General features: G+C 48.7%; 27 protein-coding genes. 4 read left to right on the plus strand and 23 right to left on the minus strand.

What is annotated here, in order from left to right; translation table 11 throughout:
• The 6 genes from ABFC84_15335 to ABFC84_15360 form a co-directional block, all read right to left on the minus strand.
• A partial coding sequence (locus ABFC84_15335) for a transposase (protein ID MEN6414111.1) occupies nt 1–316 on the minus strand: 316 nt, incomplete at its 3' end.
• A 78-nt stretch (nt 317–394) separates the two neighbouring features.
• Nucleotides 395–1,201, minus strand: a complete 807-nt coding sequence (locus ABFC84_15340) for a hypothetical protein (GenBank protein MEN6414112.1) — start codon at nt 1,199–1,201, stop codon at nt 395–397.
• A 149-nt stretch (nt 1,202–1,350) separates the two neighbouring features.
• Nucleotides 1,351–1,830, minus strand: a complete 480-nt coding sequence (gene rlmH, locus ABFC84_15345) for a 23S rRNA (pseudouridine(1915)-N(3))-methyltransferase RlmH (GenBank protein MEN6414113.1) — start codon at nt 1,828–1,830, stop codon at nt 1,351–1,353.
• Entirely contained in the window at nt 1,827–2,948 is a 1,122-nt protein-coding gene (locus ABFC84_15350) for a trypsin-like peptidase domain-containing protein (protein ID MEN6414114.1), read from the minus strand. Before ABFC84_15350 ends, rlmH begins: the two co-directional genes overlap by 4 nt.
• A gap of 16 nt (nt 2,949–2,964) precedes the next feature.
• Nucleotides 2,965–3,741, minus strand: coding sequence for an MBL fold metallo-hydrolase (locus tag ABFC84_15355; GenBank protein MEN6414115.1), 777 nt, complete (start codon nt 3,739–3,741; stop codon nt 2,965–2,967).
• Between the two features lie 77 nt (nt 3,742–3,818).
• Entirely contained in the window at nt 3,819–5,261 is a 1,443-nt protein-coding gene (locus ABFC84_15360; GenBank protein ID MEN6414116.1) for a phosphomannomutase/phosphoglucomutase, read from the minus strand.
• 57 nt (nt 5,262–5,318) lie between these two features.
• On the opposite strand from ABFC84_15360, the gene ABFC84_15365 reads away from it, so the two are divergent.
• Nucleotides 5,319–5,483 (plus strand): hypothetical protein, encoded by a 165-nt coding sequence (locus ABFC84_15365; protein MEN6414117.1) that lies wholly within the window; start codon nt 5,319–5,321, stop codon nt 5,481–5,483.
• Between the two features lie 44 nt (nt 5,484–5,527).
• Here the strand turns inward: ABFC84_15365 and ABFC84_15370 are convergent, their stop codons facing one another.
• The 8 genes from ABFC84_15370 to ABFC84_15405 form a co-directional block, all read right to left on the minus strand.
• On the minus strand, nt 5,528–6,388 hold the full coding sequence (locus ABFC84_15370) for a hypothetical protein (protein ID MEN6414118.1): 861 nt from the start codon (nt 6,386–6,388) through the stop codon (nt 5,528–5,530).
• 75 nt (nt 6,389–6,463) lie between these two features.
• Nucleotides 6,464–7,102, minus strand: coding sequence for a deoxyribose-phosphate aldolase (deoC, locus tag ABFC84_15375; GenBank protein ID MEN6414119.1), 639 nt, complete (start codon nt 7,100–7,102; stop codon nt 6,464–6,466).
• Between the two features lie 107 nt (nt 7,103–7,209).
• The gene (locus tag ABFC84_15380) at nt 7,210–8,271 is read right to left on the minus strand and encodes an HD-GYP domain-containing protein (GenBank protein ID MEN6414120.1); all 1,062 of its coding nucleotides are present in this window, start codon (nt 8,269–8,271) and stop codon (nt 7,210–7,212) included.
• 165 nt (nt 8,272–8,436) lie between these two features.
• Nucleotides 8,437–8,862 carry a Fur family transcriptional regulator gene (locus tag ABFC84_15385; protein MEN6414121.1) on the minus strand — a complete coding sequence of 142 codons (426 nt, stop codon included), beginning with the start codon at nt 8,860–8,862 and terminating at the stop codon, nt 8,437–8,439.
• Between the two features lie 167 nt (nt 8,863–9,029).
• Nucleotides 9,030–9,341, minus strand: coding sequence for a spore coat protein (locus ABFC84_15390; GenBank protein MEN6414122.1), 312 nt, complete (start codon nt 9,339–9,341; stop codon nt 9,030–9,032).
• A gap of 15 nt (nt 9,342–9,356) precedes the next feature.
• Nucleotides 9,357–9,554 (minus strand): hypothetical protein, encoded by a 198-nt coding sequence (locus ABFC84_15395; protein MEN6414123.1) that lies wholly within the window; start codon nt 9,552–9,554, stop codon nt 9,357–9,359.
• A gap of 225 nt (nt 9,555–9,779) precedes the next feature.
• Entirely contained in the window at nt 9,780–10,538 is a 759-nt protein-coding gene (locus ABFC84_15400) for a LytTR family DNA-binding domain-containing protein (protein MEN6414124.1), read from the minus strand.
• Nucleotides 10,513–12,225 carry a sensor histidine kinase gene (locus tag ABFC84_15405; protein ID MEN6414125.1) on the minus strand — a complete coding sequence of 571 codons (1,713 nt, stop codon included), beginning with the start codon at nt 12,223–12,225 and terminating at the stop codon, nt 10,513–10,515. Before ABFC84_15405 ends, ABFC84_15400 begins: the two co-directional genes overlap by 26 nt.
• Nucleotides 12,226–12,379: 154 nt before the next feature.
• On the opposite strand from ABFC84_15405, the gene ABFC84_15410 reads away from it, so the two are divergent.
• Both ABFC84_15410 and ABFC84_15415 read left to right on the plus strand, forming a co-directional pair.
• Nucleotides 12,380–13,399, plus strand: coding sequence for an HD domain-containing phosphohydrolase (locus tag ABFC84_15410; GenBank protein MEN6414126.1), 1,020 nt, complete (start codon nt 12,380–12,382; stop codon nt 13,397–13,399).
• A 214-nt stretch (nt 13,400–13,613) separates the two neighbouring features.
• On the plus strand, nt 13,614–15,800 hold the full coding sequence (locus tag ABFC84_15415; GenBank protein ID MEN6414127.1) for a Tex family protein: 2,187 nt from the start codon (nt 13,614–13,616) through the stop codon (nt 15,798–15,800).
• A gap of 24 nt (nt 15,801–15,824) precedes the next feature.
• On the opposite strand, the gene ABFC84_15420 is transcribed toward ABFC84_15415, so the two are convergent.
• The 9 genes from ABFC84_15420 to ABFC84_15460 all read right to left on the minus strand — a co-directional run bounded on the left by ABFC84_15420 (nt 15,825) and on the right by ABFC84_15460 (nt 23,543).
• A complete protein-coding gene (locus tag ABFC84_15420) occupies nt 15,825–16,622 on the minus strand; it encodes a sugar phosphate isomerase/epimerase (protein ID MEN6414128.1) in 798 nt (265 codons plus the stop codon).
• Nucleotides 16,591–17,709: an ABC transporter ATP-binding protein gene (locus tag ABFC84_15425; protein MEN6414129.1), complete on the minus strand. Its 1,119-nt coding sequence runs from the start codon at nt 17,707–17,709 to the stop codon at nt 16,591–16,593. Before ABFC84_15425 ends, ABFC84_15420 begins: the two co-directional genes overlap by 32 nt.
• Before the next feature lie 31 nt (nt 17,710–17,740).
• Nucleotides 17,741–18,562, minus strand: coding sequence for a carbohydrate ABC transporter permease (locus tag ABFC84_15430; GenBank protein ID MEN6414130.1), 822 nt, complete (start codon nt 18,560–18,562; stop codon nt 17,741–17,743).
• Nucleotides 18,552–19,457 carry a sugar ABC transporter permease gene (locus tag ABFC84_15435; protein MEN6414131.1) on the minus strand — a complete coding sequence of 302 codons (906 nt, stop codon included), beginning with the start codon at nt 19,455–19,457 and terminating at the stop codon, nt 18,552–18,554. The genes ABFC84_15430 and ABFC84_15435 overlap by 11 nt, the downstream gene beginning before the upstream one ends.
• 134 nt (nt 19,458–19,591) lie before the next feature.
• Nucleotides 19,592–20,890 (minus strand): ABC transporter substrate-binding protein, encoded by a 1,299-nt coding sequence (locus ABFC84_15440; GenBank protein ID MEN6414132.1) that lies wholly within the window; start codon nt 20,888–20,890, stop codon nt 19,592–19,594.
• 206 nt (nt 20,891–21,096) lie between these two features.
• The gene (locus tag ABFC84_15445) at nt 21,097–21,564 is read right to left on the minus strand and encodes a hypothetical protein (protein ID MEN6414133.1); all 468 of its coding nucleotides are present in this window, start codon (nt 21,562–21,564) and stop codon (nt 21,097–21,099) included.
• Between the two features lie 6 nt (nt 21,565–21,570).
• Nucleotides 21,571–21,840 (minus strand): hypothetical protein, encoded by a 270-nt coding sequence (locus ABFC84_15450; GenBank protein ID MEN6414134.1) that lies wholly within the window; start codon nt 21,838–21,840, stop codon nt 21,571–21,573.
• Between the two features lie 104 nt (nt 21,841–21,944).
• Nucleotides 21,945–22,667 carry a TerC family protein gene (locus ABFC84_15455; protein ID MEN6414135.1) on the minus strand — a complete coding sequence of 241 codons (723 nt, stop codon included), beginning with the start codon at nt 22,665–22,667 and terminating at the stop codon, nt 21,945–21,947.
• A 237-nt stretch (nt 22,668–22,904) separates the two neighbouring features.
• Entirely contained in the window at nt 22,905–23,543 is a 639-nt protein-coding gene (locus tag ABFC84_15460; protein MEN6414136.1) for a cyclodeaminase/cyclohydrolase family protein, read from the minus strand.
• Between the two features lie 259 nt (nt 23,544–23,802).
• Here ABFC84_15460 and ABFC84_15465 point away from each other — a divergent pair, with 259 nt between their 5' ends.
• A complete protein-coding gene (locus ABFC84_15465) occupies nt 23,803–25,959 on the plus strand; it encodes a cell division FtsA domain-containing protein (GenBank protein ID MEN6414137.1) in 2,157 nt (718 codons plus the stop codon).
• Nucleotides 25,960–26,082 lie beyond the last annotated feature (123 nt).

Consider the following 26,082-nt stretch of genomic DNA (forward strand, 5'->3'; position numbering starts at 1 on the left):
CACTTTTATAGCGACTTGCTACCAGCGCTCCGCTACGCTGATATTTACGGTTAAAGTACATAGCGTATTTAGTCAGTAACCGCTTCATAATCAGAGATATATCTCCCAATTTCTTTTCTCGAAGTAAAAGATGAACATGATTACTCATTAAACAATAAGCATGTATCTCAAAAGCAAGATCGATTTTCAAGTCATGCAATGCGCTTAGGAAGCAGGTATAATCACTCTTATCTTCAAAAACGTGTTGATGATTAACACCTCGAAACATTACATGATAAAAGCCGCTGCTGCTTAATTGTCTCGCTTTCCTTCCCATTCATCATCACCCCTGACGACAGTTATATCAAAAGATTGACAAGAAAGGAACATCCCCAATTGTCCTTTGTGTCTCTCACTAAATATATTCCAATAAATTCAACTCCTTTGAATAATCCTCTTTTGGAATATATAAAAGCTCCATTATATTAAATAAATCTGCCCCTACGCCTTGTATATTCAACTTAGAAGGATTTAAGTCTGACAATCCAAGCGCAGCTTCCCCGCCATTATTAATCATTCCCTGGTTATATAGACTATAAATTTCATGTAATAGAATGACTAATTTATCGTTCAATTTTTGCTCATTACGGTAACTTACTTGTCTAAATTTATTAGAATCATATACTCCGATCATTTTACCACCAATCATAGCTAATATGCATAGTTCCCGATATGATAAATTTTGAGCACTCCTTAATAATGCATTTGCTTCACCTTTACCCAAATTTTGATAATTCTTAAAACTCAAATTAGCATACAAATTACCATAGTACTTAATTTTCTTTTCCTCATGTTCCCGTTGCGCTGCAAACAGCACTCCTTCAATGATTTCTTCTGCTGTATTTCGATCAGAGTTACAAGATTGGAAAAAATCATCATCCCGAAGTTGCTCACCAACTTTTAATTTATCTTGTATCTTATTTGCAGCATATGTGATAGCTAAACCAATTTTCACTTTTTCACGTGGTGCGAGCATCCGTTCTTTTAAATCTCCTCCAAGTTCTTTAAAAAGTCTTTGCACAACAGGAACACTGGCACTTCCTATCATAGCACCTGGCAGTCCACCTATAACAAATCCAAGAGCAGCCCCAGTTGCCTTTCCAGCCATATCTTCAGTAAGATTAATGAAATCTTTTACAGCCTCAAGATCTTCTTTTCTCAATTAAAGCACCATCCTAATATATTGGACTCTCGGGGACAGTTCCACCGATTCAGTCCTACCGTGCAATATTATAATTAAATAATTTCTTAAAAGAATAAGAACTCCTGCCAAATTAACAAAAGTTGGGCAGGAGTTCTACTTTTTCGCCACTACCAATGATATTTCTCCCCCCGGCTGATTTTAAACGCCCGGTATATCTGCTCTACCAGCAGCAGGCGGATCATCTGGTGGGTAAATGTCATTTTTGAAAATGACAGCCGTTCCTTGGCAGCGCCGAGGATGTTGGGGGCGAGGCCGAAGGCGCCGCCGATGGCGAAGGTGATGTCGCTTTGGCCGGCGAGGCCAAGGGCGTCCAGTTTGGCGGACAATTCTTCGGAGGAGGATGGTTTGCCGGCGACGTCCAGGACAATAAGGTAGCTGTTGTCCCGGACGGTCCTGAGCAGTCTTTCCCCTTCTTTTTCCAATACTTTTGCCTTTTCCGCCGGGGAAGGGTTATCCGGCATCCGCTCTTCGTCAATTTCAAGGATCTGCAGATGACAATAGGGGCCGAGGCGTTTGACGAACTCGGCGATACCGGTGGTAAGATATTTTTCTTTTATTTTACCGACAGCGGCAATGGTAATCTTCATTGCTGCTGAGTCGGCATTTCTTCCAGCAATACCTTTACGGTCTGCGTCTGATTATCACGAACAATAACCACTTCACACTTGCTGCCTACCGGCTGAGCATCTACCGCCGCCCGGAGGTCGGCTACACTGTTGGTTTCAGTCCCGGCGACCTTCAAAATGATGTCTCCCTCCTGGATACCGGCTTTGGCTGCCGGACCACCCTGGGACAGTCTTGCAACGTAGACCCCTTTGTCGATATTTAACTCATAGCCATAACGGGCAGCCGTGTTTTTATCTAATGCGCCTACGCCCAGATACGCCCGAACGACCCGGCCGTTATCGATAATTGCCTGCAAAATCGGCCTGGCTGTGTTTATGGGAATGGCAAAGCCGATCCCTTCCACACCCGCTACGGAAATTTTCGCGCTATTAATGCCGATCACCAATCCGTCGGCGTTAACCAGCGCTCCGCCGGAATTCCCCGGATTAATAGCGGCATCGGTCTGAATCAATTTAAACTTGCGTTCACCAATTTCAATGGAACGGCCCAAAGCGCTGATAACTCCGGCGGTAACGCTGCCTTTAAACTCCAAGCCCAAAGGATTGCCGATAGCAATCGCCGGTTCACCGACCAATAGGTTGTCGGAATTGCCAAAAGCAGCTGCCGGCAAATCGGTAGCATCAATTTTTACCACTGCCAGATCGGTGGCCGGGTCAGTTCCCAGGACTTTTCCGTTAAAAGTACGTCCATCCGCTAAAGAAACTGCGATTTCCTGGGCATTTTGCACCACATGATAGTTAGTGGCAATATAGCCATTGGAATCGAAAATAACACCAGATCCGCTGCCCTGCTGTACAAGAACTTTACGGTTAAAAAAGTCCCGGGCATAAGCCTTGTTGGTAATCCCCACAACTGCCGGACCAACGGCCTGAGCAGCCCGGACGATCGGTGTATTGCGTGATTCCGAAACCTGTGCCTGAGCAACAGACGGAAGCAGCATATTCTGAACCACAGTATTTTGCGGCGCCGGCTTAGCCATTCTCTCAGAACTGTAGCCCAAGACTATACTGCCACCGATAATGGCGCCAATGACAGCAACAATAAAGAAAGGGGCAAACCGTTTATAATGTTTATCCATTTTGTTCTCCTCCCTGCTATAGTTTTAAACTGGCAATCGAATCAGGGAATGTCATGTTGAGCTTCACTTCGGTGCCCAGCCGGCAGCCCTGTTCCTGTAAAATTTCACTTACCGTTTGTTCGGCAATCGCGGGACGGTTGTTCTCCTGGCTGAGATGAGCCAACATGACTTCCGTATGATTTTTCCGGGACAGGCGGGCGAGCAGCCACCCGGCGTCATTATTGGACAAGTGTCCTCTATTGCTCATAATGCGGCGCTTTAAATACAGGGGATAGCTGCCATTTTGCAGCATCTCCAGATCATGGTTTGCTTCCAGCACCATAATATCCGACAGGCTCAACGCTTTCTTGACCGTCTCGGTGGCAAAACCAAGGTCGGTGGCCACACTGCATTTTAGTTTCTGATGAAACAGATTAAAGCCCACCGGATCCGATGCATCATGGGAAATACTGAAAGGTTCGACCTTGACCTGACCGATTTCAAAGCTGTCATCCAGGATATTGCAGTTTTCTTCCGGTAGTAAATTCCGGCAATACATGGCACTCCAAGTATCCGGTCTGGCATAAACCGGCAAATGATACTTCTTCATTAATGTAGGCAGCCCGCTGATATGATCCCGGTGTTCATGGGTGATGAGAACTCCGTCCAGGTCCTGAATATCTGTCCCCGTATCCGCCATCTTCTTTTGAATTCGCCGAGCACTGATACCGGCATCGACTAAAATATTCGTATGATCGAATTTCAATAACGCAGCATTGCCGGTGCTGCCGCTGGCTAGCACATGAACTTCCATAGAAACTCCTTTATCAAACCTATATTTTTATTATTTTCGCTGCAGCGATTTAAAATCCTTCCCTGCCGTCAAATGGTCTATTCTTCTATTTTGTTCAACACCGCCTGACGAATTGACTTCGGTAAAGCAGACAACAACAAGTTGGTAATCTCCCGCTGTCTTCTTTTGGATTTGGCTTCAAACCGCAGGGTAAATAAGGGTTCGGTCACCGAAGCACGGATCATTCCCCAGCCGTCGCTAAACTCAATTCGCACACCGTCAATTCGATTGGGCCGAAATTTGTGTAACCTTTCCGCCACCTCAGCTAAAATAGCATCTTTATCCGCCCCCGGATAAGGAATGCGGATATCAGGCGTGGAAAGATATGCGGGAATAGCGTCTATCAACCCGGAGAGAGCTCCGTGGCGGGCGACAAATTCACAGACTTTAAGTCCGGCAAACATGCCGTCGTCATAGCCCAATTCCGAGAAAAAGAAATGGCCGCTGATTTCTCCAGCAAACAACGCTTTTTCGCGCAAAAAAGCCGCCTTGCTGAAGGTGTGTCCCGCCCGGGCCATGACCGGCCGGCCGCCGGCTTTGCGAATTTCCTCCGGTACGACCATGGAGCACTTGGCGTCATAAATAACCGTTCCCGGACCCTTCGCCAAATAATGCCGCGCCAGCAGCACCATAATATCATCATTATCCAGGGGGCGGCCATTTTCATCGACAAACCCGGCCCGGTCGCCGTCGCCGTCAAAAGCGACGCCCAGCGCAGCCCCGGTCTGTCGAACCATGTTCCCTAAATCGGCTAAATTCTCCGCCAAAGCCGGATTCGGCGGCCGGTGGGGAAAATTGCCGTCCGGCCAGCAATAGAGCTCCACTACATCATACCCCAGGGAGCGAAATAGTTTTGGCGCTATTGTTGCTGCAGCGCCGTGTCCCGCATCAACCACAACCCGCAAATTGCCGGCTTGTGCCTGCTTGGCCGTATGTTCGATATACGGGTCGATGATTGGCAAAAAGTCACTGCGGCCATCGCCCTGTACCCGAACGCCGTTTTGCACGAAGCTTTCAATTTCTTTGACATCCTGTTCCGTCACCGGCTGGGGACCCAGCACCAATTTAAAACCATTATAAGGGGCGGGATTATGAGACGCGGTCACCATTACCCCGCCGTCGGCGCCAGTGACCTGAAGTGCGTAATAAAACACCGGCGTAGCTGCGGTGCCGATATCAATTACCCTGCAGCCTGATTCCACCAGAGCTTGAATCATGCTCTGTTTCAAACCCGCCGTAGACAAACGGATATCGCCTCCGACCACGACTTTTCCCTTCTGTAATTTGGCCCCGACTGCCCAGCCAATTTGGCGGGCTATATCATCCGAAAGATCTTTTCCGGCGATTCCGCGAATATCGCACGCATGAAAAATACCCATACCATTTCTCCCTTCGCTGTTGCATTCATTGTAGCACTCCTGTTTAGCGGACACAAGAAGTCCCTGCCGGCCGAAACGCTCACCATTTTCCTCTCTAGGCATAAGATATAACAAATGCCGGCACCAACCAACAGTCTCTATAACAAAGGAGGTCCGCTAATGGCCAGCCCGGAAAAAATGATTAAAGCCGTTCTGGAAGAAATTCATCAAGACACGGCTCCGATTGCCCAGATTGTACAAAATCAGGATATTCTCATTGTCCAAAATAAAACAATTATCGATTTGCTGCAAAAGATTTATGCCCTGTTGGAAGCCAGAGAATAAGAAAAAATGAGAACGAGATACACCCGCCTTGGTATATCTCGTTCTCATTTCATATTCTGTACCGCCCAGCTGCGCCACGCAGTTTCATAAGCCAATTCATCCATCCCCAGACTGCTGTGAATCGCCTGCTCCATACTCTGACCGGCCTGCAGGCTGCTGATAACCCGATGCAGCTTATCGTCCCCATGAACTTCGGCGATATACCGCACGGCAGCAAAGGATTCGCGATAAGCCAGCGGCTGGTTAGGCAAATCATCAAAGCTGCGCTCCATTTCCGTCATTGAATATAGAGGACGACCCCAGGTATTATCCGTTGTCAGCCATTCATAGTGATTGACCTTGTACTCTACATACTGGGCAATCCCCTCGGTAAACCAGCGGGGGTAATTACCGTTGGTCAAATAGTCAAAAACTAAGTGGGTATATTCGTGAACCATTGGTCCGGAATGAATGAATTCTTCGACGGATGGACTGTCCTTCATCCAAACGTGAGGCGACAGCAATTGAATGACTCCGCCCCAGTATACGCCCATAGCGCTTTCGTCTCCCGACCAGCCGAAGGCCTGACGCAGTTCGTCTTTGTCATGATAAATCACAACCATAGTTTTTCCCTGCGGCACATATCCCATCGTACCGGTAACCGGCCGGTACGCCTCTTCCGCAGCCTTAGCCACCATCGGTACCACATCAGCATCCAGCGGTGAATATCTAATGATAAAATGTTCCGTTTCCTCTACCGCCAAATGACGAGTCTCAAACTCCACCTTTGTCTTTGCTGCCTGGCGAACCAGCGGATACAGCCACATTTGCGGCCGTGCCGGCAGGTGAAGAAAAAGCATTACGACAAAAGCAATGGCGATGAGACCGGTCATAGCAACCGCGTCATTATGTGTGATCATACGCATCCGGCACCCCTCCTTTATTGCAGCAACCCATTATAGCACAGGGGTCCGGCCTTGCCTACTTGTATTTTATGTAAACTATTTTATCAAATTCACTCCGGCACTGGTTCCCAGCCGGGTCGCTCCGGCTGCAATCAATGCTTCGGCGTCCGCCCGGGTTCTGATACCGCCGGCCGCCTTGATCCCAATCCGGCCCTGAGTCACTTGCTTAAGCAGTTGAACGTCCTGAACCGTTGCCCCGCCGGGACCGAATCCGGTAGAGGTTTTCACAAAATGAGCCCCACCGGCTAGTACGGCCCGGCAGGCCTGTTTTTTCTCTTCTTCCGTTAACAGCGCCGTTTCAATAATTACCTTGACTGTTTTTTCTTCCGCCGCTGTTACCACATTATGAATGTCCCGGATAACGGCTTCCCATAAACCAATTTTGGCCGCCCCCAGCTGAATCACCATATCCAATTCATCTGCCTTGTCCGCTATCGCCTGACGGGCCTCATATACTTTCACTGTCGTCGGAACGGCCCCGAGGGGAAACCCGATAACTGTTGCCACTTTTACACCTGTACCTTTGAGATGATGAACTGCTAAATCCACGTAGATGGGATTCACGCATACGGCGGCAAACTGATACTGAGCCGCCTCCTGACACAGCCGGATAATGTCTGCCGGCTTAGCCTCCGGTTTCAAATTAGTGTGATCAATATAACGGGCCAAATCCATATTATCACTCTCCCTGACAATATATTTCGCTGACAGCGGCACTTTTCCTGTCGCACGCCAAAAAACCCTGACCGGGAAATACCCGTCAGGGGCTGAGTGCTTCTTTACTATGCTTGCAAAATTTTTATAATCGTCAATTCCTTATTTTGTTCCAGGTCAATAAATTCGCCATCAACCGTACGCACCAGCGGACGATCAGCCATAAACCGGCCGGAAAGAACGACGGTTGCTTCCCGCCCGTCACTGAGCATAACAACATTGCCAATCAAATAATCCCGCACATTCAGCAGAAAAGTACTGCAAACAGGGGCATCCAGTTGGTGACCCATTTCATCGATCAACATTTCCACAGCAGCAAAGGGGGTTAAGCCGCGGCGGTATACCCGGTCCGAAGTCAGCGCATCATAAACATCACTAATGGCAACAATCCGGGCGGCATAATGGATTTCATCAGCCTTAAGCCCCTGAGGATAACCACTGCCGTCCAGCCGTTCATGATGCTGAAGAATACTCAACGCAACTGCCTTGGGTACCCCATTTGTCTGACGGATAAAATGATAACCAAAAGTACTATGCAGCCGCATAATTTCCATTTCATCCGCCGACAGCTTCCCCGGTTTGTTCAGGATATTCAAGGGAATCTGCGTCTTGCCCACATCATGCAGCAACCCTGCCAGAATGATGTCTTTCAGATCTTTCTCCTTATATCCCTCCCATTTTGCCAGGATGCCAGCGATGATTGCCACATTTACGGAGTGATTGAAGGTATAATCATCATCAATTCGACGCATCACGTGAAGCTGACTAAGAATACTGCCGGAGTGAACCAATGGCTCTATAGACTGATTCGCCAGCTCCCGCATCTTACGGAGGGGAATTTCCTTAAAATGGGAGATTGAGTCAAAAGCCTGCCGGACTTGATTTACCGTATCCTGATATTTTACCGACAAGCCATTGACACTGTCGGCAGCAGCTTTCGGGCTTCCTTGTTTATCTGCTACCACATCCAGCACGCATACGCCCCACTGCTGCAGCAGGCGAATCAAATTCACGGTAAGAATCGTTCCTGCCCGCAGCAGGAGCGTTCCGTCGTCAAGCAAATCCCGGGCCAACATCATATTCGGTGACACTTTCGTTATAACGCAACGCAATTCCTTAGCAGAAACCATAATCGGCCTCCGAAACTTTATAGTTGGCGCTTCCTATTTTTATCATAACATTATGAATTTTATTCGTCTACCTTTTTCACCACATTCTTCCAATGCAACAAGTCCTTGGCTTGTTGCCAAAGACTTGTTGTCGCATGTCCATCGTATTGTCCGGTTGCTTTTGGTTTAGTGGCTGCTTCCCTGACAGGCGGGGCATATCCCGTAAAAGTAGAACTGCTGGCCGGTCAGCCGGTAAGCAGTTTTTCCGGCGACCTGCCCGATAAACTCCTCAGCATCAATGCCGTCAAGGTCATCCACCCGGCCACACTGGATACAGCAAATATGGGGATGGCTGCTGGCATTGGCATCATAACGGAAACTGTCTTCTCCCACGTTAAGGGCTTGTACCAACCCAATTGTTTTCAGTATTTCAATCGTCTTATAAACGGTTGCCAGACTCATCGTGGGATACAGCGGCTGCAATTGGTTAAAAATCATTTCCACGCTGGGATGACTTTTTGTCCCGGCCAGTACATTATAAATGGCCAACCGCTGCGGCGTCACTTTAAACCCTTTATCTCTAAGTAACGCTGTAACACATATTTTTCCCATGACTATAACACCTGCTTTACAAATATACTTTTGGAAAATAATTATTACCTATTTCAGTTCTAATTTTACTGACCGGAAGAATTATTGTCAAGGAAAAACGTACCGCCAAATAGTCAGGCCCAGTGTATTATACACCGGGCCTGACTGCCGCACTAGATTTTTAGACTTTATTGCGCCTGACTGCCGAATTTATTTTCCGCCTGGGCAATATCCTGGGGATTGGCATTTTTGACATTATAGAAACCCTTTTGCTGCATCACATCAAACAATTTTTTTTGCTGGCTGTATACATCACCCAGTATCGTCATATAATCCCGGCGGAGTTGGTCATTATTAGCTTCCAAAATATATGTGTTAACCGACTCGGCCATATGCTTACTTTCATTCAGTGCTACTTGCAGCATGTCCTGATCGGTAAACTGCATGCCTTGCCCGTTATTACCGGCCTGCTGCTGATTTTGCTGTCCTGTCTGCGCCATTCTGATCACCTCTTCTTATTGTAATGTTTGACCGGCATTTAAGTGCCTGGATACGGATTGAAAGTTTTGCTGGTTTTTTTGAGCCATCTGCTGAAATAATTGTTTCGCTTGATTATCCTGTAGATTGCCGGCAAAGTAATTCAACGTCTTCACATAGGTTTGCTCCATGGTGAGAAAGTCTTCCAGCTGCATTAATTCCTTTGATGACAGCACCCTGATCCCCCCTTTTCTTCAACTTCACCCTTAGCATGCGCTATAGTTCTGGCGAATATTCCTCTAAAAAAGCCGCTAACGCATTTTTTCGCTGCTTGGCTAAACGTCTCTGATCCCCCGCTGCCTTTTTTGCCGCTAGGTATTACATATTATGTTATCTTCAAATTTATGTGACAAAAATCAAACAACGGCAGAATCAAAAAAGATTCTGCCGTCCGCACGCTGTTATTTTAAACCAAGTATGTCCTTAATTCCTTTAATTTGGCTTTTACTTACCGGAATTTCCATATCCGGCACGCCTTCTACCTTGAGCCAGTACGTTCCCTTGAACCAGGGGATAATCTCTTTCACTTTATCCAAATTGACGATATAGCTTTTATGTACACGGACTAATGATGTATTCAGCAGCCGTTCTTCCAGTTCCGCCAACGTACCGCTGTAATAAAACCGGTCGCCCGCTGTTACGACCGTCACACTCCCGGACTGGGTGGAAATATAGACAATATCATCGTAATCCACCAATAATATTTTACCGTTTCTTTCCACAGGAAGTTTCGCTATAATAATTTTGCTCTTAGTCAGAACCGTATCCACCCGCTTGGCAGCTTCCGCCCACTCCTGGGGATGATATTCCCGAATCCGCCCAATGGAGCGTCGAATTCGTGCTTGCTCAAATGGCTTTAACACATAGTCAACGGCTCCCACTTCAAACGCTTTTACTGCGTACTCATCATATGCGGTGGCAAAAACAATAAGAGCGTCCGGCACAACAGTTCGCAAGACAACAGCCGTTTCCAGACCGCTCAATCCCCGCATTTCCACGTCAAGAAAAATAACCGCCGGTTTTTCCCGAGCGGCCAGCCGAATGGCCTCCGGTCCGCTGTCAGCTTCACCGACAATCGAGATCCCCTCTTCCTGGGATAAAAGATACTTTAATTCATCTCTGGCCGGTGCCTCGTCATCTACAATCAAAGTTCTGATCACAGTTCTCCCCCTCTTCATTTCTCCAAATGGGAAGTCGCATAGTAACCGTTGTTCCGCTGCCTAATATACTGCAAAGACTCACTCCAAATTCAACGCCGTACTGGCCCCGGATTCGCTCGTGAACATTGGATAACCCAATGCTGGTATCGGAAGGAGCGGTTAAGGGATGATACTTAGTCAGATCCATGCCGACACCATTATCAGCGACGCTGATAATAATCATGCCGGCATCTATGGATGCCTGAATCACAATATGACCCCCTTCCGCCTTCGGCTGCAGTCCATGGTTTATCGCATTTTCCACCAGCGGCTGAATAATCAGGGAAGGGATCAGGCATCGCTCGGTCTCAGGCGCAATTTTTTCCTCAATCGTCAGCTTGTCCCCATGACGGGCTTTTTCAATCGTCAGATACGCTCTTACCTGAGCCATTTCTTCAGCAAGAGTAATGTTTCTCCCGGTTTTATGCAGAGTATAGCGAAAAATGGCACTGAGTTTTAATAATAGTTCTCTGGCCTGATCCGGTTTGGTACGAATCAGCGAAGTAATCGTATTGAGTGTATTGAACAAAAAATGAGGATTAATTTGAGCATACAGAGCTTTCATCTTCGCTTTCGCTGCCAGCTTCGACTGACGGTCAATTTCCGTCAGTTCCAACTGGGTGGAAAACAAATGGGCCAAACCGGAAGCGAACATCCTGTCGGCAAAACCAATGGCGCCGTCACGAACATAATACAACTTTAAAGCGCCGATGGTGGCACCGGACCGTTTCAACGGTACCACAGCAGCGCTGGCCAGCTTACAGCCGGGATAATCGCAGCCAATTTCCGACTGGTGCTGGGCAATATACATTTCACCGGATGCCAATACCTGCCGGGTAGACCGGGTTAGCCCTATTTTATGAGCATGATGTTCGGCCTCTGCGCCGACAAAAGCCAGCACATGTTCATTATCCGTAACCGATACGGCATCATATCCGCCGGAATTATAAATAATTTTCGCCGTAGCCTGGGCCGATCGTTCATCCAGTCCCTGCCGCAGATAAGGCAGCGTTTTGGTAGCAATATCCAACGCTTTCCGTGACTGCTTCGCTCCCTCCATTTCCTGCGAGGCCATCGCCGTTTTCACAATCAGCAGAAAGACGGCCAGACCTAACGAATTCGCTGTTATCATCGGCATGGCAATCTGCTCTACCAGCGAGTGAGCCATGGCATAGGGCCGGGCAGTTAATAAAATAATCCCCATCTGCATGATTTCACCGACCATGCCCGCAGCCAACGCAACCCACCAGGGAATCGGCCGGGCCGGATACCAGCGGTGCACCAAGCCGGCCAGCAAGCCTTCGCAGACATTAGCCAGCCCGCAGGAGAAAGCAGTAAATCCACCCTGAAAATAACGATGTCCGCCGGCAATAAGACCGGTAGCGACCCCCATAACCGGCCCGCCTACCAAGCCGGCGGCCATTACGCCAATCACCCGGGAATTCGCCAGCGCATCATTAATCGGAATACCGGCATACGTCCCTAAAATTCCGATACAGCCAAAAATCAGGATCAAAAGCACCCGCTCTCGCACCTCAACCTGCCGATAAATGATCTGGCGAAACATAGAGGTTTGGGACAGCACAAAGGCCAGCGTAGCCATAATACTCATTCGTTCTATCATTTGAACCAATAGGGAACTTTCCAATCGTCTCACCCCTGTTCTTACAGAATATCATCTTTTCAGAGCAGTCGCAATATAGGCATTAGGTCCTTTAGGCACAGGACTATAGTCGCTTATTTTCCACGATAATCCATGGTATAATTGATCTAGAGTATGGCATTTTTATCGAGGTGCTAATATGCGAATTGAACAGGCAAAATCCGGAATGATTCTTACTGAAGATATTATTGACGACCGCAGCAATCTTCTGCTGGAAAAGGGAATGGCTTTAACGGAACGCTATATACATCAATTAAAAAGGCTGGGTTTTACCCTGCTGCCGGCCATCGATCCCCAAGCTCCTGTCTGCAAACCGGCTCCGGTCATTTCGACTGGTCTCCGCCGGGAACTGACTTCTTGTTTTCGTACTTTGTTTGCCATGAAAACGGCGGCATTTCTGACACCTAAACTGCAAAAAATACAAATTCGCCAAATTCATCAGACCACTGACCGGGTAATCAGCGAAATCGAAACAAATCTGCCGCAGATTCTCAGTGTTCAGGTACGCCAGCCCGATCCGGATGAAGTCAACCACGCAATCAATGTTTGTCTGCTTTCGGTAATCACCGGCTTTGGTCTGAAGCTGTCCAGACCGGTCTTATCGGATTTGGCGATGGGCGCTTTGCTGCATGATCTGGGCAAATCCATTCTGCCGATGGTCGATCATAAATTGGTTAACAGCCCCAGACTCCACACCCTGTATGGAAAAAATCTGCTCCTGAACCACAAACTGCATCCGGTCATCGCCCGTATTGCCGCCGAACATCATGAAATGTATGACGGATCCGGTTATCCTCTGGGCCTGACCGGCAGCGACATGCATCCATTATCGCGAATTGTGGCAGTCGCCAATTACTTTGATAACGCTTTAAAGCAGGCGGAAACCGGCGGCACTCCCCGGCAGGAAGTAGTCGAAGATATGCTGGCATCCGGCAACACTCAGTTTGACTTGAAGGTACTACGAACTTTCCTGCATACGGTAACCATTCATCCTGTTGGCAGTCTCATCTGCTTAAATACAGGGCAGCAAGCTTATGTTCTGGAAAATCATCCTCAGTCTCCTTTACGCCCGCTGATCCGGATGAAAGACGAAACCGCTGCCATTATTGATCTTATTGATAAACCGACAATTCTCATTACCGGTTTTATTGAAGAGTAAACAGAACAGGATTTGGCTTCTGCCAAATCTTGTTTTTTATTCTATCCCCGCATTCCCTCTGCTTTTACCGCAGCAGCCAAAAAATCTCCGCTCATGCTGCCGACAAGCTCCTGGATAAATTCGACTAAAATTCAGCTGGAGTACAAACTCCACCTGAATAAAGTCTCATTTGATGCTATAATAAACAGAAATAACTGCAAAGCTGGTGAATTATATGCTGCTTACCGATATACCCGCTCTAATCGCCCGGGAACTGACAGTCAAAACTTATCAGGTCACTGCCGTGATTAAACTTCTGGATGACGGCAATACCATTCCCTTTATTGCCCGCTACCGTAAGGAAGCCACCGGCGAACTGGACGAAGAGCAAATCCGCACTACCCAGGAGCGATTGCAATATCTCCGCAATCTCATCAAACGCCAAGAAGAAATTCTCGGCAGTATTGAAGAACAAGGCAAACTGACGCCGGAACTGACTGCTGCCATCTCCGCCGCCGATAAACTGCAGGACTTAGAAGACTTGTATCTTCCCTTCCGTCCGAAAAAGCGCACCCGGGCCCAGATTGCCCGGGAAAGAGGGCTGGAACCATTGGCTGAAACCATTCTGGCCCAAAAACTAACCAGCGGCGATCCGTTAACAATAGCCGCCGGGTTCGTCAATCCGGAAAAGGAAATTGAATCCCCGGAAGCAGCCTTAGCCGGAGCCAGTGACATTATTGCCGAAACAGCAGCGGAGCGGGCTTCCATCCGTGCTCTGATTCGCAAGCTGCTTTGGCAAAGCGCCGAACTCAGCAGCGAATTGGCTGTATCGGAAGCAGAAGGAAAAGATTTCCTCTCCTATAAAGAATATCATGAGCCTGTCCGGCGCATGCCATCCCATCGAATCCTGGCCGTAAACCGGGGTGAGAAAAAAGAACTGCTGAAGGTACATCTGCTGGTGGATCATGAAGCCAATATTGCAAAAATCGCCGCCCAAGTCATTACCGGTCCTTCTATTTTCAGCAGTATTCTTCACTCGGCTGTCAGCGACGGCTATAAGCGACTGCTGTTTCCTGCCCTGGAACGGGAAATACGGGCCTTACTGACCGAGAATGCCGAAAAGCAGGCCACCCGGGTATTCGGTCTTAATTTGCGGCAGCTTCTCCTGCAGCCGCCTTTGGCCGGACATACCATCATGGGGCTGGATCCCGGCTATCGCACCGGCTGTAAAATGGCGGTTGTCAGCCCCACCGGCGCTGCCCTGGCGACCAGCACCCTATATCTGACCAAAAGTGACGCCGAGAGACGGCAGGCAGCGGAAATCATCCTGTCCGTCATCAAAAAATACGGTGTTACTCTCCTGTCCATCGGCAACGGCACCGCCTCGTTTGAAACAGAAGAATTTGTCGCCGAATTGATTGCCGCCCACAACCTGAATCTACATTATTTGATTACCAATGAAGCCGGTGCTTCCGTTTATTCGGCCTCAAAGCTGGCGAAAGAGGAACTTCCTGGTTTGGATGTTTCCCTGCGAGGTGCCGTTTCCATCGCCCGCCGGGTGCAGGACCCTCTGGCCGAGCTGGTAAAAATTGATCCCAAGTCCATTGGCGTCGGCCAGTATCAGCATGACGTGAACCAGAAAGAACTGGGCACCACCCTGAATAACGTCGTCGAATCAGCAGTCAATCATGTGGGAGTGGAATTAAATACCGCTTCCATCGAATTATTGAAACATGTCTCCGGCGTTAACGCCAGCGTCGCCAAAAACATTGTCGCCTTCCGTGACAAACAAGGCACCTTCAGCAGCCGGGCCCAGCTGTTAAAGGTGCCGCGCCTGGGTCAGGCCACCTTTGTCCAGTGCGCCGGATTCTTGCGACTCCAAGCTGCCGAAAACCCCCTGGACAACACCCCGGTCCATCCTGAATCCTACTCTCTGGCCGAAGCTATTTTGACCGGGCTGGGCTTTACTCCTGCCGGTTTAAAAGAAAAAACCACACTAAAAGCCATCCAGCAAAAAGTACAGCGGGTTGATGCCGCTCAGTTGGCGGCCAAACTGGGAGCCGGCGAGCCCACTGTACGGGATATTCTGGCCGCCCTGTCGAAACCGGGCCGTGACCCCAGGGAAGATCTGCCGGCGCCCATGACGCGGAAAAACATCGTCAAATTATCGGATCTTACTGCCGGCACCATTGTCAAAGGCACCGTCCATAATGTAGTGGACTTCGGCGTTTTCGTTGATATCGGCATCAAGACCAACGGCCTCATCCACCGCTCCGAGCTCAGCCGCAAGCCCTTTCGTCATCCTCTGGACGTAGTGTCGGTCGGCGATATCATCGATGTGATGATCCTCAGCGTCGATGAAGCCCGGGGCCGTATCGCCCTAAGTTTAAAACAAGTACCGACGCCGGTACTGTCTAAATAATAAAAGCCGCTAATGCGGCTTTTATTATTTAGACAATATTTGTTTGACATAAGCAACATCCTCGGCGATGCCATCGAGGTCTTCCGCACACTGCTGCCCGTACTCAACCACAATGTCCGCCTGGGGCGTATACTGTTGATACCAGCAAAAAAACTTTGCGATATCCAACGTTCCCTGGCGGATGCGATTATGCTGATCTTCGTATCCGTCATTATTGTGGACGTGATAGGCAGTAATTTTATGCGCCAATTTCCCCATGACATGGTGCAGATCCCAGCCGTTGGCATGGGCATGACCCACATCCAGCAAAATATCATCCGATATCCGCTCCGCCATACTAATAAACTGTGCTTCATCAAATAACATATTTCCCCGGGACATAACTCCCGCATTTTCAACTGCCAGTTTGGCCCCGAAATATTCGGCCTCGCACCGCAGCTTCACAAGATTCCGGGAAGAATTTTTTATCATTTCATCCCGATGCCGGGGGTCCACCCGGCAGTTATTGTGATGATAGACGATATAGCGGCTTTTCAGCTGCCGGGACAGGGCCAAAGTCCGCCGAAAGTAATCCATGGTCCTGGCATACTCCTCCGTTCCCTCCGGCTTGCTATGTTCGGTATGAACATAAGGACCGTGCAAAGAGTTGGGATAACACCGAAATCTCTCCATACCTCTTGTCACTTCGTTACAAAACACCTGACTGTGCCATTCCGGAAACAGCTCAATGCCGAGAAGCGGATCACCGATTTTGTCTATAAGCCCGAAAATCAAATGCAGCTGTTCCGGCTTATACAGATTGGTACTGATATAAATTCTCATGATATACCTCCGGATAGCCAATATTCTCCTGCGTCTGCCGGTCAAAAACATGAATCTTGCTTACATCCGGCTTAAACCACACCGGTTCACCCGGTTCCAAGCCCGTCTCATCGCATATGGCGATGGCTTCCCTGCCCTCCATCGCAAAATAAACACCGCAGCGATTACCATACTCTTCGACATATTTAACGGTACCGGCAAAACTGTTCTCTATTTTGTCCCTCTCCAGCCGGATATGCTCCGGTCGAATCCCCAGGTAAAATTCCCGACAGCCGTTTTTGCCAATATGGGCATTCCAAAAATCCGGCAGTTTAATCGTTTGTTTGCCAAGGCGAATGGATCGGTCTGCATAGCAGGCCGCAAAAATATTGGTCGGCGGCGAACCGATAAACTTGGCCGTAAAAACATTAGCCGGCCGGTTATACACATTGTGAGGCGTATCAATCATCTGGAGCCGTCCTTCGTGCATAAGGGCAATCCGCTGACCGACTGTCATGGCTTCCACTTGGTCATGGGTAACATAAACAAAAGTCTGCTGATAGGCCTGGTGAATTTTAACTAATTCTTTCCGGGCATGACCTCTAAGCTGGGCATCCAGATTGGAAAGGGGTTCATCCAGTAGCAGCACATCGCTTCGCTTCACAATAGCCCGCGCCAGTGCCACGCGCTGGCGCTGACCACCCGACAGATCTCGCGGCTTCCTGTCCTCTAGTCCGTTCAGTTCCAGCATATCCAAAGCGGACTGAAGCCTTTGGCGAATTTGTTCCCGGGGCAGCTTTTGTATTTTCAGTCCATAGGTGATATTATCCGTCACCGTCATATGGGGAAACAAAGCATAATTCTGAAACACCATGCTTACATTCCGCTCACCGCTGGCTACATCGTTCACCCGCTGTCCGTTCATGTACAAGCTGCCGGAAGTGATGTCCTCCAAACCGGCAATCAGCCGCAGCGTGGTAGATTTTCCGCAACCGGAAGCGCCCAGAAGAATCAGCCGTTCTCCCGGCTGAATGGTCAAATTCAGATTTTTTATGACTTTGGTTTTAGCATAGGATTTGCATACATTCTCAAAAACGATTTTCTTCATATCGACCCTGCCCTTCTTTTTAAATTTCATCCTACCCCTTAATTCCGGAGGAAGTAAACGTGCTAATGATGTAGCGTTGAAAAACAAGATAAAGCGCCAGCGGGATAAGCATCGTGATTACCGACACCGCCATGGCAATTGTAAAATCCGTGCCGCCTTCGGAGCTGATAAAAAGCTGCAGGGCAAGCGGCAGCGTATAATTGGCTTTATCCTTAAGAATTAATACCGGCCAGACATATTCATTCCAGGAATTGATAAAAAACATAATACCCGTAGAAACGATGGCTGGTTTTACAAGCGGCAGCACAATTCCCCGCAGAATTCTCAGGTGCCCTGCCTGTTCAAGGTGGGCCGCCTCGATCAGTGAATAAGGAATCGTCCGCATCGCCTGCCGGATCAGAAAAATACCGGTGGCGTCACTGAGCTGCGGCAAAATGACCCCAATAATATTATTTCTGAATCCCAGCTGGGATACGGTCAGATAATTAGGGATCATCGTAACCGTAAAGGGAATAAAAATCGTGCTGATCAGAATAAAATACAAAACATTTTTCCCCTTGAAGTCAAGATAAACAAAAGCATAGGCCGCCATAATCCCGGTAATGATCTTAAAAGTCGTTACCGCCACGGCAATCAGAAAGGTATTCGTCGTAATCTGCACCAGAGGCAGCTGGGAAAACACCTGCAGGTAGTTGCCAATTGTGGGATGATGGGGGATCAGGCCGAATACGTTATTATACGCCTCGCTTAATTCCTTGAAAGAGCTGGAAATGGCAAAAACAATCGGCAGCAGCGAAAGGAATAAAGCTGTGCACAGGAGGATATGCCATAGGGTGTCATGGTTATTTCTCATAATAAATACCCTTCTCCACATACTTGAATTCAAGAATCAGCATTGCCACGAACAGTGCCATTGTGACAATGGCAAAAGCAGACGCATACCCGGCGTGGTAGAGAGTAAAGCCCTCCTGATAGACCTGATAAATCGCGTTGGAACTGGCATTATCCGGACCGCCCTGGGTAACCACCTTGATCGGAGTAAAAACATACTGCAGTCCCTGGACAACGGTCATAATAAAAATATAGATGCCGGTAGCGCTGCTCATCGGCAGAACGATATCAAAAAAAATCCGGTGCGGCGGCACATTATCAATCCGGGCCGCTTCAATGACTTCTCTGGGTACCCCGCTCACTCCGCCGAAGATGACAATGAAATTATAGCCAAACACTTTCCAGGTGGTAATCATGCTCAGCACAACGATAACCAGCCCCTGAGTCTTGCTCCAGACGGGCATGGCGATGCCAAAGAACTTGGCAATAATAGCCACCGGGCCGGAAACGGGATTCAGAATCCACAAATATAAGATAGAGCCGACGACAAGGGAAATCACACTGGGCAGGAAAAACGCACTTTTATAAAATTCCCGCCCCCGCTTGATTACAAAAGACAAAATAAACGCTAATGCGTAAGGTGCCGCGCAATTAAGCACCAGCAAAATTATAATGTAGGCCAAAGTATTTTTTAATACCAAATAGGTCAGCGGGTCTTGGAACATGGCAATATAGTTTTTCCAGCCGACAAAGGCTTTGATCGGCTTAATCATATTCCAATCAAACAAACTTAAATAAACCGTATAGAAAAGCGGATAAAACATAAAAACCGCAAAGACAAGTACCGCCGGCAAAATAAAGCCGTAGGCCATTAACGTGTCCCGGGTAATCAGCTGATACCGGCCTTTTTTTCCCATTCTGCTTTTTCACCCCTCTTTGTATCATGCCAGCGTGTCAAAAAACGGCGGTCCAGATATTCTTCTGCATCCACCGTTTTCAACATTTCTCGTTATTCCGTCTTCGCTCCGGGGAGCTCCTGTAAACGAACTTTCTAATTCAGCAGTTCATTGATTTTTGTCTGGGTTGTCGTCAAACCCTCTCTGGCCGAAATGCTGCCGCTTAAAATCCGGTCCCTGACATCAAGCAGCAGCTGCTCGGCCTGAAGTCCCGCATCTCCCGGGAAAGAAGTCCACGGCACCACGCCGTCCATTTGTGTCGTAGCGGCTGCCATCATCTTATTTTCTGCCAAAAAGCTTTTCAGACCATTGTCAGCTTCCGCTACACCTTTGCGCGGCGGCACATAGCCGGTGCCTTTCGTCCACGCCGCCATGGATTCAACACTATAAAGATATTTTTCAAACTCCCATGCCGCTTTCTGTTCCGCTTCCGACTGTGCCGTAATAGCCAGAAAACATCCGCCTGCCGGCAGCCGCTTCGTTTTGCCCTGCCAGGAGGGCGAATTGATTGCCGCAACATCAAAGGCCGCGCCCTTTTGGACATTCGCTCTTTGAGCGATAGTTGTGTATAACATGCCTACATTTCCGTCAATAAAGGACTGTACGCCCTCACCCCAGGAAATATGCAAGGCAGATTTTGTTTTCGTAACCATATCGGCATAGGCTTCGTAAGCCTGAATCCCTTCTTCCGACGCAAAACTGGCTTTGCCGTTTGTCATCATTCTGGCACCGTTGCTTTCCAAAAGAGCCTGCTGCGCCCAGTTGTCGGCAGGTTCCTGCATATAAAAGCCGTATTTACCGGTTTTCTCCCTAATGGTATTCGAGAATTGGATCAATTCTTCCCAGGTTTTTGGTCCGTTTTCATCCAAACCGGCTTGACGCAAAAGATCTTTGTTGATATACAGCACCGGATTACTCAGGGAATAGGGAATCCCCACCTGAGAGCCTTTGCTGTTTTTCGCAAGACCTAAAATATTGGGCAGGAAATTGTCCTGTAAATACGTTTTGTCCTGCGGAAAATGAGCATCAATAATTTTTTGCGGATCAACATAATTGAAGTTATTGGAGAAATAGTCTAAAAATGCCCAGCCGATCTGGACGACCGCCGGCGATTTTCCGGCAGCTACCTCGGCCTGCAGATTCTGCATCAGCCCTTTATACATATCTGGATTGTAGCGGGCCACGACCTCCACGTCCTTACTCTGTGCATTAAAATCCTGAACCAGTTGTTCTACCGTTTTGCCTCCCTGGGTTTCCGCATTCACGTGCCAATATTCAATCTTGATTTTTTTGTTATCGCCCGCCGTATTATTGGAGTTTGAAGCGCCACAGCCTGCCAGCAGCATTGTACTGAGCAATCCAATAGCTGCTGCTTTTACGATATTTTTTCTCATTCTGTACTTCCTCTCCTTTTAATCTTATCTTTAGTATAGCGGCATAGGCTGATGCAAAAGTTAAGCCAATGTAAATTTTATGTAAAAATTGATTCATCTTCCAACCTGATTTCCCACCTGTACGTTCACTGTCGCCCGCAGTTCCCCAGCACTGAAATCGGCTAACTAAACAGCAAAAAACCGGACGCAGCGCGTCCGGCTTTTTGCTACATACTCCTTTTGTCCCGATTGCGAAAACGGATCCATAAATAGCGAATCCCCATAATCACAGCGGCCAGAATCAAAATATTAAACAACAGACCGAAAATGGAAGACATCGCCCCCATCTGGCCAAACCCCAGCATGTGGCTCAACAGACCGCCCATAAGCATACCTCCGCCAAACATGCCGGCACTGCGCCAGAAGCCGCCGCTGCTCGACGGATTGTTGGCCGGCGTTGTTCCCGGTTTGTTCTGCGCGGCGGCCGGAGCCTTATCGCTATAGCTACCGGCTGGTGCCGACGGCTTATATTGGGAATTAGGCGTCGCCGGTGATGTCTGCCTGACAGCAGGAGACGTTGTTGATGTGGATGACCGGGGCGTCGATGAACGCGAGCCGGAACTGCTGACGGCGGCAAAACAAAAAGAGTTGAATGCCAATAGCAGCACGGCGGTTAACGCAATGATCTTTTTCATGCTATGTTATTCCTCCTTGTGAACTTTCACATCTTCCGGAAAAGCGTAGATGGCAGCCAGATTCGGCAGTTCTCCCCGCAAATACCGGTCGATATCATGAATATCAATAAAGAAAGAGCAATCCACCTGCAAATAGCCCTGTTCCTTGTCGTTAGTAAGTCCCTTCAGGTGATCCCGTAAGCGGATGCATTGTTCCTCCGCTGCCTTTACCTCCAATTCCACCAGCGGTACGCCGTAGTTCTTCAGTACTTCCTGCAGCGTGATTCGTTCGGACATAAGTATTCTCCTCACTTTCATTCATCATTTATCGGTTCCGCTACCATTGGCTTTATTATATCCCATCGTCCGTATCTTGTCGTCACCCCCTTTGCATTATACTTTCAGCGGCGGCCTCTGCCCAGATCCTGCAACACAACAGTGCCGAAAAACAAAGCCAGCATCGTGGTAAAAAAAAGGGCGTCATTTACATGATAATCAAAAGCGGCACCAAACATTTTTAACCCGATAACGGCAATCAGCACATAGGCTGCTGTCTCCAGTCCGGGGAACCGCTTCAGCAAGGTTAAAAAAACCTGAGCCACTCCCCGCATCATCGCCACTCCCAAAATTCCGCCTAAATAAAGAACCCAAACCTTCTCACTGACGCCAAAGGCTGCCAGGATGCTGTCGATGCTAAAAGCAATATCCATGATCTCCACCGTCAGCACCGTACGCCAAAATCCCAGCCGTTTAACCGTAACCCGGCGCTTTTTCTGATTGCGTTCCCGAAAATGCTGAAGGGGAAGCCACAACAGATACAGAGCGCCAATCAGCTTGATCCACCAGATATGAATCAGAAAAAGGCCAATGCCTATGGCGAGAAAGCGAAATAAATAAGCACCTAAAATGCCGTAAAATAACGCTTTGCGCTGCTTTTCCGGCGGCAGATGATTGACCATCACCGCCAGTACCAGAGCGTTATCGGTTGACAACAATCCCTCCAGCATAACCAGGGTGCCAATAAGTCCCCAGCTCATTGGATCGGCTAATTCACTCCAGAATTCGGCAAAAGAAAAAAATCCGGCGAAGTTATTAAGCATTGCCTGTAAAAATTCACTGATCAATTTTCTCTCCCCCCCATTCGGCTAAACTCTGTCCATTTCCCCAAATAAAAACGAGACTCTTTTTATGACTGTAGAAGTCATCAAAAGTCTCGTTAATTGACTGTCGTCAATGACAATGCCAGACGCCCAGGCGTCGCGGTTGTTGACATTGTCCTCCCTAACTACTCCCTCAAGATGTTACATTTGCATTGTATATTACTCCTTGGCAAAAGTCAATCCTCAAATGCTTTGCCATGTTTAAATATCCCGCAGGATTACATAGTCTTCATTTTTACGAAAGTTGTCCCGTATATCGGCGATCAGAGTCTCGGCTGATGCACTGAGCAGCACCACCTGACCGTGAAGAGCGCTTACCAGAGTGTCATCCTCCAATTGTTTTACGTTCATAGCCGTATTCAGCAGTGCCCCTCTAAGACCGGCATAGCTGGTGAGCGCTCCCACTGCCAAGTCGCCGGCAGTGAGGGGATGAATCCTGCCCAGCAGGGACCGGCTGATTTCCAGCACCTCTAAACAGGCGCGAGCCGTTACCAGAGGAACTTCCGCCGCCTCCCGCAGAGCATTCTGAAAAGCAGTCCGAGCAATGGTACTGTCTTTTTCCCTTGCGCGGTAAACCTCCAGCAATTGACGCAGGACAGCCGCGTCCCGATCAATCAGCTGCTCCAGTTGTTGATGCAATTTGGCCAAGCAATTCTTTTTTTCCGTAAAAAGCACAGACTCTCCCGCAAACTCCGGACAGTTGCCGGAAACCTGAAGCACCATTTCCAGCAGCCCGGCCCCAGTCAGCCCGGATAAAGCGGCCACACTGCCGCCGCCAGGCGGTGGCGTAGCTGCCGCCAGCTTTTCACTAAACTCATGAATTGACAATTGATGCAGCATAATACCTCTCCCCATAATCTAGCAATATGATTACGATTTGCTCACTCAATATTGATTACAATTATCCCTACGTTATATTCTACCAAATTATTCTAATTAATTATACTATAATTTTTACAAATTCGACATTTTTTCGTACCTCCTTGCTTACTTAAATCAGAACACTCAACAGGAAAATGGAAAAAAATCGCGAAATTAAATTTAAAAATGGATATTTTGCAGAAGGTTCGCTTTCTCGCAAAAACTATAAGGAGTATTTATGGAAAAGAAACTGCTGTTTGCTTTAGATATCGGCACTCGCAGCGTAGTCGGCCTAGTCGGCGAACAAACCGAAACCTCCATACGACTATTGGCGACCGAACGCCACGAGCATCATACCAGAGCCATGCTGGACGGCCAGATTCACGACGTACCGGAAGTCGCCAGCGCCCTGGCAATTGTGAAATCCCGTCTGGAAGATGATTGCGGTCCGCTAAAAAAAGTCGCGGTAGCGGCCGCCGGCCGGGCACTGTGCACCATCACCTGCAGTGCGGAAAGCGAAGTCCAGGGCAAGGGGCTGCTAACGGCCGATGACGAACAAACCTTAGAACTGTCTGCCATTCAGGCCGCCCAGCATCAATTGGCTACTTCCGGCACTGTCAGCGACCCCACCGGCTATTATTGTGTCGGCTATAGCGTTGTTCACTTTACTCTGGACGGAACGATCCTAAAAACATTAGTCGGACAACGGGGTAAATCCGCCGGAGTAGAACTCATTGTCACCTTTCTGCCACGTCAGGTTATTGATTCCCTGCAGTCCGCACTGCTTAGCGTTGGACTGGAAATGGATACCCTGACACTAGAGCCCATCGCCGCCATTAGCATCCTGATCCCGCCGACTATGCGTCATCTCAATCTGGCCCTGGTGGATGTAGGCGCCGGCACCTCCGATGTGGCCATTACCCGGGAAGGTTCCGTAGTCGGCTACGGCATGGTACCCTGCGCCGGCGATGAAATTACCGAAGCCATTTCTCAGCAGTATCTCCTCGATTTTAACGTAGCCGAAAAAGTCAAACGGCAATTAAACGGCAAGCATAAAAAGGTCACCTTCACCGATATATTAGGCGCAGTACAAAAAGCGCCTGTTAGCGACATTATCGCCGGCCTGTCGCCCCATGTGGCAGAATTGGCTCAGGCCATTGCCGGCCAAATTCTGACTCTGAACAAAACCGCGCCTCAGGCGGTATTGCTGGTCGGCGGCGGCTCTCTGACACCCATGCTGCCGGAAGCTTTGGCCCAAGCCCTGGATATTCCGGCTTCCCGCGTGGCAATCCGCCGTCCGGATTCCATAGAAGATATTGTCGATATCCCTGAAGACCTCTGTATGCCGGATGCGGTAACTCCCCTGGGAATTTTAAAACTATCCGGCAGCCGTACTTTGAACTTTGTAAATGTCACCTTGAATGGCCAGGCTTTACATTTATTCAACCTTGGTCAGCTTACCGTTGCCGATGCCTTGCTATCAGCCGGCATTCATATCCGAAGCCTACAAAGCAAACCCGGCCTGGGCGCAACCATCAGCGTCAACGGACAAACTCAGTTTATCCGCGGCAGCCGCGGTAAGCCGGGCAGCATCCTGCTCAATGACAAACCCGCCGTCTATACCGATCGTCTTAATGAAAATGATGTCATCACCGTTACCAAGGGGACGGACGGTACCGCCCCGGTTGTCACCCTGGGTGAAGTCGTTACACTTCCTCAGCCGCTGTCGGTGTCAGTCAACGGCACAAAGTACCAGCTGCCGCCCCTGCTGACACTGAATGATGCCCCGGCAGAAGCCGCTACCCCTCTGGCCGACCGGGACAAAGTAACCTGCCGTCTGCCAAAAACTCTAGCTGAAATACTGACACTGACCAAAACCCCCAGCACACCCCTGCACTATACCTACAAAGTAAACGGAATCGAACGGACCTACAGCGTATGGCCAAAATATATTGTGGATGACGCTCCGGCCACCGCTACTACCTCTATACCGGCAAACAGCGCCATTCAAAGCGTCCCGGCTCCCCTTCCCACCTTGCAGGAAATATTGGGGCTTTCCGACCCGGCTGACGATACCATTCAAGTTACTTTTAACGGTACCGTCTGCGGCATTCCTCTTCGGCGCTATCAATTTGCCGTTAACGGACAACCAGCCCAGCTTACCGATAAAGTTCCAGACAGCAGCGCCATTCAGTACACCTGCCTGGAACAGCCCCATCCCATGATCAGCGATGTGCTGCTGGCTGCCGAATTCAACCCCGGCAGCCTGCCGGCCGGCGGCCGGGTTGAAATTCGTCTCAATGGCCGCCCTGCCGAGTTCACTTCGCTGGTAAGTAGTGGCGATGCTATTGACATCGACATTGGCAGCAGCGAAGTAAAAACCAGCCTTGATTGATATGTAAAAGCAGTGTAGTAAATTTGCTACGCTGCTTTTTTTTTGCATGCTCAGACAGTATTTGCCAGAAAAATTTACAATATTAAAAAATAAGTGTATAATAGATTCAGAATATGAATACAG

It is taken from the genome of Veillonellales bacterium, assembly GCA_039680175.1.
In the GTDB taxonomy this organism is placed as follows: Bacteria; Bacillota; Negativicutes; order JAAYSF01; family JAAYSF01; genus JBDKTO01.